The organism is Daejeonella sp. (genome assembly GCF_044232565.1).
Classification (GTDB): Bacteria; Bacteroidota; Bacteroidia; order Sphingobacteriales; family Sphingobacteriaceae; genus Daejeonella.
Map to the genome: position 1 here is coordinate 1 of NZ_JBIILQ010000073.1, position 10,847 is coordinate 10,847.

The 10,847-nt window shown below is 36.9% G+C and carries 10 protein-coding genes and 1 pseudogene; 2 read left to right on the top strand and 9 right to left on the bottom strand.

Annotated elements, in window-relative coordinates; translation table 11 throughout:
* A pseudogene (locus ACILQF_RS05900) lies at nucleotides 1-1,118 on the bottom strand (hypothetical protein); the annotation flags it as partial.
* A gap of 351 nt (nucleotides 1,119-1,469) precedes the next feature.
* The gene (gene fabG, locus ACILQF_RS05905; RefSeq protein ID WP_395626491.1) at nucleotides 1,470-2,213 is read right to left on the bottom strand and encodes a 3-oxoacyl-[acyl-carrier-protein] reductase; all 744 of its coding nucleotides are present in this window, start codon (nucleotides 2,211-2,213) and stop codon (nucleotides 1,470-1,472) included.
* 71 nt (nucleotides 2,214-2,284) lie between these two features.
* Here fabG and ACILQF_RS05910 point away from each other — a divergent pair, with 71 nt between their 5' ends.
* On the top strand, nucleotides 2,285-2,965 hold the full coding sequence (locus tag ACILQF_RS05910; protein ID WP_395626492.1) for a class I SAM-dependent methyltransferase: 681 nt from the start codon (nucleotides 2,285-2,287) through the stop codon (nucleotides 2,963-2,965).
* On the opposite strand, the gene ACILQF_RS05915 is transcribed toward ACILQF_RS05910, so the two are convergent.
* From ACILQF_RS05915 to truA, 6 genes are all read right to left on the bottom strand, one after another.
* The gene (locus ACILQF_RS05915; protein ID WP_395626493.1) at nucleotides 2,962-3,366 is read right to left on the bottom strand and encodes a methionine-R-sulfoxide reductase; all 405 of its coding nucleotides are present in this window, start codon (nucleotides 3,364-3,366) and stop codon (nucleotides 2,962-2,964) included. The two genes, ACILQF_RS05910 and ACILQF_RS05915, sit on opposite strands and share 4 nt — an antisense overlap.
* Nucleotides 3,367-3,420: 54 nt before the next feature.
* Complete coding sequence (locus ACILQF_RS05920; protein ID WP_395626494.1) at nucleotides 3,421-3,900, bottom strand: septal ring lytic transglycosylase RlpA family protein; 480 nt, start codon at nucleotides 3,898-3,900, stop codon at nucleotides 3,421-3,423.
* A gap of 181 nt (nucleotides 3,901-4,081) precedes the next feature.
* Nucleotides 4,082-4,957, bottom strand: a complete 876-nt coding sequence (sucD, locus tag ACILQF_RS05925) for a succinate--CoA ligase subunit alpha (RefSeq protein WP_395626495.1) — start codon at nucleotides 4,955-4,957, stop codon at nucleotides 4,082-4,084.
* 88 nt (nucleotides 4,958-5,045) lie between these two features.
* Nucleotides 5,046-6,320: a C4-dicarboxylate transporter DctA gene (gene dctA / locus ACILQF_RS05930; RefSeq protein WP_395626496.1), complete on the bottom strand. Its 1,275-nt coding sequence runs from the start codon at nucleotides 6,318-6,320 to the stop codon at nucleotides 5,046-5,048.
* A 48-nt stretch (nucleotides 6,321-6,368) separates the two neighbouring features.
* Nucleotides 6,369-8,135 carry an ABC transporter ATP-binding protein gene (locus ACILQF_RS05935; protein WP_395626497.1) on the bottom strand — a complete coding sequence of 589 codons (1,767 nt, stop codon included), beginning with the start codon at nucleotides 8,133-8,135 and terminating at the stop codon, nucleotides 6,369-6,371.
* Nucleotides 8,136-8,166: 31 nt separating this feature from the next.
* Nucleotides 8,167-8,922, bottom strand: coding sequence for a tRNA pseudouridine(38-40) synthase TruA (truA, locus tag ACILQF_RS05940; protein WP_395626498.1), 756 nt, complete (start codon nucleotides 8,920-8,922; stop codon nucleotides 8,167-8,169).
* A 137-nt stretch (nucleotides 8,923-9,059) separates the two neighbouring features.
* On the opposite strand from truA, the gene ACILQF_RS05945 reads away from it, so the two are divergent.
* Nucleotides 9,060-9,527: a DUF4293 domain-containing protein gene (locus tag ACILQF_RS05945; RefSeq protein WP_395626499.1), complete on the top strand. Its 468-nt coding sequence runs from the start codon at nucleotides 9,060-9,062 to the stop codon at nucleotides 9,525-9,527.
* A 54-nt stretch (nucleotides 9,528-9,581) separates the two neighbouring features.
* On the opposite strand, the gene ACILQF_RS05950 is transcribed toward ACILQF_RS05945, so the two are convergent.
* The coding region (locus tag ACILQF_RS05950; RefSeq protein ID WP_395626500.1) for a (Fe-S)-binding protein at nucleotides 9,582-10,847 on the bottom strand (1,266 nt) is incomplete at its 5' end.

Sequence of the window (10,847 nt, forward strand, 5' to 3'; positions counted from 1 at the left end):
CCAAAAGGGGTCAGCAAGGGACTAAAATTGAGAATTTTCAGCTTATTCACATCCGATAAGGTAAAAGCATAAAAATCAGGTTTTAAATTTACTAAAGCTTCTTGCATCATTCCGGAACTACTGATTCCCAAAATTGATTGAGCAGATTCAAAAGCTTGGATATCGCTTTGAGCGCCCAAAATAAATAAACGTGATTTATTGCTAATCTGACGCAGAATATCCACAGCTCCATTTGCTTTTGAGGGTAGCTGATGAAGAATAATTAGATCCGCATCACGGCTGTCAGATACTTTAAAATCGTTAGCTAGAACCACTTTAACGGCATAATTTTTATTATTCTCAAGAGATTGCTTTAAGGCTGTTATATCGGGATGAGGCGCATTAGAGAGAATTAAAACCTGCTTCTTAGCATTGATTACATCTATAAAAATGGATTGTGAATTATTTTCTGGCGACCATTCATTGTTGAGCTTTGAAACCTGAATCTTAAATTCCTGCAATCCTAGACGATTGGCGGGAATATTAACTTTAATACTTTGCCTAAATTCATCCGAATTAATAGAGAAAGACTTGGAATAAACAATTCCAGTGGGTGCTGAAACCGTTAAAATTGAGGAGCTTCCCTTAGCTTGGAAGGCCTCCAAACTGATTTCTATCTCAGAATCAGTTTCCAGATAGGCAATTTCATTATAATTTACATTGGCTATAAGAAGATCACGTTTGGCAATAGTATCGCCAAGAGCGATGGCATAAATAGGAACAGGAAGCTTATTACTTTCATATTGCGGATTCCCTCCTCGATTGTAAATACCATCACTTGCTAAAATTATTGCTCCAATATTCCGATTTGAAAATTGATTGTCAATCTGCTTAAAAACTGCAGAAATATCCGTCTGATTACCATCAAAATTCGTGTATAAGCCATCTTTTAAGCTAGAATCAAAATGGAATATCCTAAGCTCATAATCAGCTGAGAGATCTTTTTCAAGATTTTTAATCTGGCTCGCATAACTTTTCGCATCAAAATTTACAGATTTTGAACTTAAAATCGAGGATGAATTATCTAAAGCAATTAAAATCAATGGTTTTTCGAGCCTCTCCTTGGTAGTTTTTACCATTGGCGCAACTAACAAAAAAGCAATCAATGAAATTAAAGTCGCACGAATGAAAAAAAGTATTCTTTTAAGATTTTTTTTCAGATTAGGTGAGCTCCCATACAAAACAAAAGCATAGGCAATTCCCAGACCTAAACACCCTAGGAGCCAAAAAAATGAATGCGTTGTAAATTGTATTTGAAACAAAAAAGGCATATTATAAATCAGATGGGAGATATGAGATGTGAGATGTGAGATATGAGATATGAGATGTGAGATATGAGATTTGAGATATGAGAGTCTCAAATCAATTGTCTATTGTCTCATATCTATTGTCTCATATCTAACTACTCAATACTAAGTACTAAGTACTAACTAAAGCATACCACCATCAACCGGAATAACCTGCCCCGTGATATACCCACTCATATCAGAGCCAAGGAACACGCATAAATTGGCAACATCATCCGTTTCGCCGGCACGTTTCAAAGGAATAGCTTGAGCCCATCCTTCAACAACTTTAGGATCAAGCACATCGGTCATTTCTGTGCGGATAAACCCTGGCGCCACCACATTGGTACGTATATTTCTAGAGCCAAGTTCTTTGGCCACTGATTTTGAAAAGCCTATAATTCCTGCTTTTGAAGCAGCATAATTTGCCTGCCCGGCATTACCCTGAACCCCAACCACAGAACTCATATTGATAAAGGAGCCCTTGCGGTTCTTCATCATTACTTTAGAGGCAGCCTTGGTTATGTTAAAAACAGATTTCAAATTGGTGTTTAGTACATCATCCCAATTTTCTTCAGTCATGCGCATCAAAAGACCATCCTTAGTAATTCCAGCATTATTAACCACGATATCGATTGTACCGAAATCAGCAACAATGTCAGTGATAAGCTTTTCAGCATCATCAAAATTAGAGGCATCCGAACGATAACCTTTCACTCTAGTACCAAAACTTTGTAATTCTTGCTGAAGTGCTTCACCCTTCTCAACAGAAGAAAGATAAGTAAATGCCACATCAGCACCATGCTCCACAAATTTCTCAGCTATCTTTCTACCGATACCTTTTGAAGCACCAGTTATTAATGCTATTTTTCCTTCGAGTAATTTCATATTAAATATTAAAACTGTGAAATTAGGGTTTTTATTAAAAATATCATATTAATTATCGCAGAAAGCAATATATGGAAAATGTTGAAGAGTTTTATGACCATTTAAGCAGCAGCTATTCAGATTTAATTAGGAAATGTGTACCCCGCTATGATGAGTTATTAAACAATATGTTTTTATACTTAAACCCTAATTTTAAGCCTTTGCGGATTTTAGATTTGGGTTGTGGGACGGGTAATCTTACTCAAAAAATAATTGAGCAATATCCTGATGCTCAGATTGATGCGCTAGATCTTTCCGAAGATATTTTGGGGGAGTGCAAGAAACGCTTTGCCAATAAATCAACTATAAACTACGTGCAAGCCGATTTTAAAGAAATGCATTTACCAGCCACAGAATATGATTTGGTGATGTCGAGCATTGCCATTCATCATGTGGAAGATTCTTTTAAATTTAAATTGTACAAGAATGTGTATCAATCACTAAAGAGTGGAGGCATTTTTATTTTTGCGGATCAAACTCGGGGAATTACAGATGATATTTATTTAAAAAATATTGCCTGCTGGAAGGAAGAAGCATTTAAGCTGGGTTCTACGGAAGAAAATTGGAAGATGTGGATGGAACATCAGGATGCGCACGATTTCCATAGTCCGGTTGGCTGGCATTTAGAAAAATTACAAAATGCAGGTTTCCAAGAAGTGGATCTGCTCTCAAAATATTTAATGTGGGCTGTTTGCTGGGCAAAAAAGAATTAAGATTGAGCGGGAATAAACTTCATTGAGATTGAATTTACACAATGGCGTGTATTTTTGGGTGTAAGCTTCTCTCCTACAAATACATGGCCTAAGTGACCACCACAATTCGCACATAGAATTTCAGTCCGACGACCATCCCTATCCGTGATTTTTTTTATAGCACCCTCAATTTCATCATCAAAACTTGGCCATCCACAGTGCGAGTCAAACTTATCATCCGAACGATAAAGCGGTGCTTCACATTGCCTGCAGATATAAATTCCTGATTGCTTGTTCTCCAAGTATTCACCAGTATATGGCCTTTCAGTCCCCTTTTGGAGGATAATGTATTCTTCTTCCGGTGTTAATTTATTATATCCCATTTGATCACAAATATAAGAAGGCTGAGTGAAAGACTTCATACTGCAGGTAGATATGACATGAAGCCAACAAATTGAAAAAAAGAGGCCTAAGGTTTATTTCTCTGGTATTTTATAACTAATCACAACATTAGCCACTCCCTTACCATAGAAGCCAAGTTTTTTAGCTGCAGCTTGGGAAACATCAATAATGAAGGCTTTGGTATGCGGACCGCGATCATTTACTTTAACAATGACAGAACGACCATTTACCACATTTTTCACTTTCACAAGGGTGCCAAAAGGTAATCTGAGGTGCGCAGCAGTCATTTTATTATTACTGTAAATTTCGCCACTACTGGTACGACGCCCATGAAATTTGCTGGCGTAGTAGCTTGCCTTTCCTATTACTTTACGAACATTTTTAGAAAAAATACTATCTGCAAGAATGCTATCTTTTTGTAGACTATCTAAAATTATAGTATCCCTCTTTAAACTATCTATTTTTAATGAATCTCTGCGGATTTCTGTTTGTTGAGCTGAGTTAGATAGCGTTAAAATAAAGCAAAATAAAAATATATAAATTAATGTTTTCATCTGATTCATTTTTAATTGATAGCACAAATATCGTTATTTTAAGGCAAAAAAGGATTTTTTTGCTCATTATGGTTTAAACAAGCTAATAATAGTAGTGAATAAAAGCTGGTTTAAAAATCAAAAGGAATAAAAAAAACCGGCATTTAGCCGGTCTTATATTTCAATAAAATGAAAAATTAAATTACAATTTAGCAAGCTCTTCAGCCATTGCCGCACCGATTTCTGCTGGCGATTCCACTACACGGATACCACATTCTCTCATGATCTTCATTTTAGCAGCAGCCGTATCATCAGCACCTCCTACAATTGCTCCTGCATGCCCCATACGACGTCCCGGAGGAGCTGTCTGACCAGCAATGAACCCAACAACAGGCTTAGTACCATTTTCTTTAATCCATTGAGCAGCTTCTGCTTCCATGCTACCGCCAATCTCACCAATCATCACGATACCTTTTGTTTCAGGATCATTCATTAATAACATTACAGCTTCTTTAGTTGGTGTACCAATGATTGGATCACCACCGATACCGATAGCTGTTGTAATACCTAAACCTGCCTTTACAACCTGATCAACAGCTTCATAAGTAAGGGTGCCTGATTTTGAAACGATTCCTACTACCCCTTTTTTGAAAATAAAGCCAGGCATAATACCAATTTTAGCTTCATCAGCAGTAATGATACCAGGGCAGTTAGGTCCAATTAAACGACAATCCTTATCTGAAATATATTCTTTCACCAAGATCATATCCTTAGTTGGGATACCTTCAGTGATACAAACTATAACTTTAATTCCTGCTTCAGCAGCTTCCATAATTGCATCAGCAGCAAAAGCTGGTGGCACAAATATAATGGATACATCTGCTCCAGTTTTAACAACGGCGTCTTTCACTGTATTAAACACCGGACGATCAAGGTGCGTTTGTCCCCCTTTACCTGGAGTTACACCACCAACAACCTGCGTTCCATACGCAATCATCTGTGAGGCATGATAAGTGCCTTCATTACCAGTGAAGCCCTGAACTATTACTTTTGAATCTTTATTAACAAGTACGCTCATTTAATATTTTTTTGAATAGCAAAGCTAACAGAATCAAGCAGAATCTCAAAAGGTTATCACAAAAAGAATTAAAGGAAATATAGATTTTTTATATTACGATCACCTCCTCTGGTGTATTTGGATCAATTGCTTTTAAATAGACCTCCTGATCAAATTCCTTCTCGCTTTTTGCAATCACAACAGAGGCTACCGCATTTCCAATAAGATTGGTTATTGCTCGGGCTTCCGACATGAAACGATCCACACCTAGCAAAATTGCAATACTCTCGATAGGAACCACCTTAAGTGCTGTCAATGTGGAAGCAAGTACTATAAAGCCACTCCCCGTAACCCCTGCTGCACCTTTTGAGGTAACCATTAAAACGCCAATGATAGTTATCTGTTGCCCTAAAGAAAGGTCCACATTAAAAACTTGGGATAAAAAAATCACCGCCATCGACAAATAAATTGAAGTTCCATCCAAATTAAATGAATATCCAGTAGGTATTACCAATCCAACAACAGATTTCGAACAACCAAATTTTTCCATTTTCAGCATCATACTCGGCAATACTGACTCAGATGAAGATGTACCTATAACGATTACTATTTCTTGTCTAATATATTTTAACAATTGCCACAAACTAATTTTATAGAGGTAACAAATAAAATTAAGCACACCGAAAATAAACAGTATCATGGTCATATAAACAGCAATCATTAGCTTACCTAATGGATATAAGGTTTCTAAGCCGTAGGTCCCGATGGTGTATGCCATCCCTCCAAAAGCCCCAAAAGGTGCTAAAACCATAATTATTTTCATGATATTGAAAATCACTTTTGAGAGCTTTTCAAAAGTTCCAATTAGGGTCTTTCCGGCAGTCCCCATTCTACTAAGAGCAAATCCGAAAAGAACAGCAAAAAACAGAATCTGGAGAATATCTCCGTTGGCAAACGATTCAAAAATATTTTTTGGAACAATATGAGTAAAAAACTCAAGCCAATTCATATCTGATGCTGAGTCTTGATAACCTTGAACTTTTGAAGTGTCCGCATTTATCGCACTTACAACTACCCCCTTGCCCGGTTTAAAAATATTGGCTACGAGTAAACCAATGAAAATCGCAATGGTGGTAATGAGTTCAAAATAAAGAAGCGCCTTGCCCCCAACCCGACCAACTTTTTTAAGATCGCCCATTTGAGCGATTCCTAAAACAATGGTAAAAAATATGATTGGAGCAATAAGCATGCTAATCATGTTAATAAATGTCTGACTTATTAATTTTGCCGTAGGTGCAAACCCAGGGAAATAAATACCCACTACAACCCCTAATAAAATAGCAATAAGCACCTGAAAAGTTAGGTGAGATACAATTCGTTTCATATATAGATTTGAAATTAAAATTCTAATGTAATAAAATTTAACAACTTATTAGTTTTTAGCAATTCCTTCTGAGTTAAACTGCAAATCATACAGTCGCTTATAAAACCCATTTAGCTTTAATAGAGCTTGATGCGAGCCCATTTCTTTAATTTCTCCTTGATCAAGAACAATGATTCGGTCAGCATTTTGAATGGTCGATAAGCGATGTGCAATCACTATAGAGGTGCGACCTTCCATCAATTTATTTATTGCATGTTGTATGAGCTCCTCTGTTTCAGTATCAACGGAGGCAGTTGCTTCATCAAGAACCAAAATTTGAGGATTATAAACAAGCGCGCGGATGAAGGATATTAATTGCGCTTGACCTGCAGAAAGCGTGGCGCCTCTTTCCATAACATTGTAGTCAAAGCCTCCAGGTAGCCTATTTATAAACTCTTCGGCACCAACGTCTTTAGCAGCTTTTATAATTGCTTCGCGACTAATTTCCTTATTATTGAGGTTGATATTGTTAGCTATCGAATCCGAAAATAGAAATACATCCTGCAAAACAGTGGCAATGGTTGAACGTAAATAATTAAGCTCATAATCTCGAATATCTATCCCATCGAGCAAGATAGTGCCCCTATTCACTTCATAAAATCGATTCAAAATATTGATGGTCGATGATTTCCCTGCACCTGTTGCACCCACCAAGGCCAAAGTTTCGCCGGGTTTAACATGAAATGAAATATCTTTTAGAACCCAATTCTCATCGTTATAAGCGAACCATATATTTTTGAATTCAATATCGCCCTTTACCAGTGCTGGCTGATGAGTTCCCTTGTTTTCTGTATGTTCGTTGGTATCTAAAACATTGAAAATACGCTCAGCACCCACCATACCCATCTGCAGCGTATTAAATTTATCGGCAAGTTCACGTATCGGTCGGAATAACATATTGATATACATAATAAAAGATACCACTACACCTGGCGAAATTTCATTTGAAATAATTGATTTTGAGCCATACCAAACCAATAAACCTATAGAAATTGCTGAAATAATCTCCACTACAGGAAAGAATATAGAATAATACCAATTTGAACGAATATGCGCATCACGATGTTTGGCATTAATCTCTTTAAATTTCTGCATCTCCTGATCTTCACGAGCAAAATATTGAATGATACGAACTCCTGAAATATGCTCTTGCAAAAAGGTGTTTAGGTTTGATATTTGTGTTCTTACATCCTGAAAAGCAGATTTTATCGCTTCTTTGAACACGTAGGAAGCAACAATTAAGAATGGCATGGGTATTAAGACTACCATGGTAAGTTCCCAATCGGTATAGAGCATTACCGAAATTATGGCTAATACCTGCAAAACATCACCAATGATAACGATTAGGCCTTCAGAAAAAATATCAGCAATGGTTTCTAAATCAGAAACAGTTCTAGTAATTAACTGCCCAAGCGGTGTTCTGTCGAAATACTTAAGTTTCAGACTGCTGATATGATTAAAAACGCTAATGCGGAGGTCTTTTATAACCGACTGACCCAAAACATTGGTAAAAAAAGTATGAAAATACTGAACGGAAGTCTGCAAGAGTAATAAGCCAAGCATCAATAAACTCATATTTAAGAGTCCGCTATTATCACCCAATAGAATATATTGATCTAGTGTATATTGAATTAGCCATGGGCGAAGTGGAGCAAGTATAGCCAGAAGAATTGTCAGTAAAACTGACCAAATAAACATCCTACGGTAAGGATAGGCATAGCGAAACACTCTCCTTAAGAGACTGACATCAACCGCATTGCCACTTACTTTAGTCATTAATATTCTCTTTTAAATAGCTAATTAATTTTTAGGGTAAATAAGGGTAAATCACCTCCGTAAGATACAATCCACAGGCAGGAACAGACTCCCCTGCATTAGATCTATCTTTGCTATCAATCACATTTCTAATTTCTTCAACTTTCATTTCCTGCTTCCCAACGCGAAGCAGAGTTCCAACAATTGCCCGAACCATATTTCTCAAAAAGCGATCAGCAGAAATATGAAACACTATTCCATCCTCTGTTTGTACCCACTCCGCTCTATTAATTAGGCAATTATTGGTAAGTGTTTTTGTATTTGATTTACTAAAGCAGCTAAAATCACGGTATTCCATGAGGATTTCTGCCGCTTGATTCATAAGATCAATATTCGGTCTTTCACGCAATTGCCAAGATAAATTATGCAAAAATGGGTTTTTAGAAAAATGAATATGGTATTCATAGGATCTCAAGGTAGCATCAAAACGGGCATGCGCATCCGGATTAACTTTAATAAAACGCTTAAGCGCAATATCATTGGGTAGCATGGAGTTTGATCTTTGTAGGAAAGCTTGATTAAAAACGTCTATTTCTTCGGGGATATCTACATGCGCAAAAAGTTGACTTGCATGAACACCGGTATCTGTACGACCACAGCCGAGCGTTTCAATATCTTGACGGCAGAGCGTAGAAAGCACTTTATTTACCAACTCCTGCACAGAAACAGCATTTTTCTGAATTTGCCATCCGTGATATGCCGTTCCATTGTAGGCGATTTCTATAAAATATCTTTGTAAAGCGTTCAAGGTGTAAAGGTAATGCGGAAAAGACAAAGAGCGGAGTCTATTTGATATTTTTAATTTTTTTTAGTATATTTTGATATAAAATGGAACTGATAAGAGAATATAAATTTAATATATATTTGCGCTAAACATATTTAATCATGCTACAACGAGTACAAACCATTTGGCTATTTTCTGCAACAGCGGCTATTTTTAGCCTATTTCTATTCCCATACCTTCAAATTTACAACCTTAATGGTTCTTTTAGAGCATTAAAAGTTACGGGTATTGAAGAAAGCATTGGCGGACAAATTGTTCAAACTGAATCTTTTTTAGCATTAACAATTGCTACCGTAATTTTAGGACTAATTCCATTTATTACAATCTTTTTATTTAAAAACAGAAGGCTTCAAATCAAATTATGCTACCTCAGTATTATTTCGATTCTAGGTTTTAGCTTTTGGCTCGTTCAAACTGCAAAACAGGCATTAGGAAACATTACTCTTCAATCAGAGAATTATGGCTTAGGTGTGATTCTACCATCCTTAAGCGTTTTTTTTATGGTTTTAGCACTAAGGGGAATTAGAAAAGATGAGAAAATAATCAAATCTGCTGATCGATTAAGGTAATTGTTTCGGATCATTTTGCAGTGATAATTAATTTAAATCATTCACTAATTTAGTTTATTTTGATTTTTCTTTGATACACTCATCTGCTAGATAAAGTACTGATTCATAACTCTTTCCAACCGCATCAGAAAGTGCAATTTCACAAGTTTTTCCAGATGAATAATAACCCTCGTAATCATTTTTTTGCACTTCTTTCGCTTCTGGAGCTGTAGCCGATGCAGTTAATTCCGGAAATATAAAACCTCTATCACCAGCCATTCCACAACAACCAGAATGAATGGGAACATCCGTTTTTTCGCTAAAATGAGAGGCTACGGCAACGAATTTTCTTTCCAGACCCATTTTCTGGAGTGAACAAACTGGATGTACTACAACCGTCCCTTTCTTTTCTACTGGGCCACAAGCAGGAATGACATAATCATGCAAGTAATCGATACTATCTAGGATAGTCAGGCGATCGAACCTTTTCTTATTTACTTCATTTAAAATTGGGCGACAAGTTTGCAAAGTATGTGAGCAAGACGTTACATCCAAAATAATGGGAAGCATTCCTTCATTGCTTACCACCCAAAGATTATCAATTGTTTCATTACACTTATCGGCATAAGCTAAATTATAACCTTTGGATGAGAAGAGCTGTCCGCAGCAAAGCGCCCCAACTCCCTCAGGAATAATCACTTGTATTCCCGATTTTTGGGAAACGCTCAAAAATGTATCAGGAATATTTCTTTTATCTGTGGCCCCACCCATTACCCTAGAAATGCAGGTAGGAAAATAAACTACAGCGGGTCCATTAGCAGTATCTTGATTTATGGTTTTAACATATTTACCTGAAATCGCCCCACTGCTAATGAGCTGATTGCTCCAAAGAGGAAATTCTGGTATCACCTTTTTTATTATTCTAGTAAGTCCGCTCATTGTGTTTCTCCCGAATACAGAGTTCATCAAAGCACCAACCTCAAGGGCGAAGTTTACCATGATTATAACTGCTCTGAAATTTTTAGATACAGCAAGAGCGACTTTATTTGAGAACGAAGAATGACTTTCTCTGCGAAGGCGCTTAACTAAATCGCCAGTATTTATATCTACAGGGCAACTAGTGGCACATAGCCCATCAACCGCACAAGTATCCAAGCCATCATATTGATATTGTGCTACCAATTCGGCATACTGATCATGCTTGCCTGCAGTTTTCAAAAGAGCCAGCTCACGCCTCACAACAATCCTTTGTCGTGGAGTAAGAGTTACATCCCTACTTGGGCATTTATGTTCGCAGTATCCACATTCAATACATTTATCAACCTCCTGCTCCACGCTAGG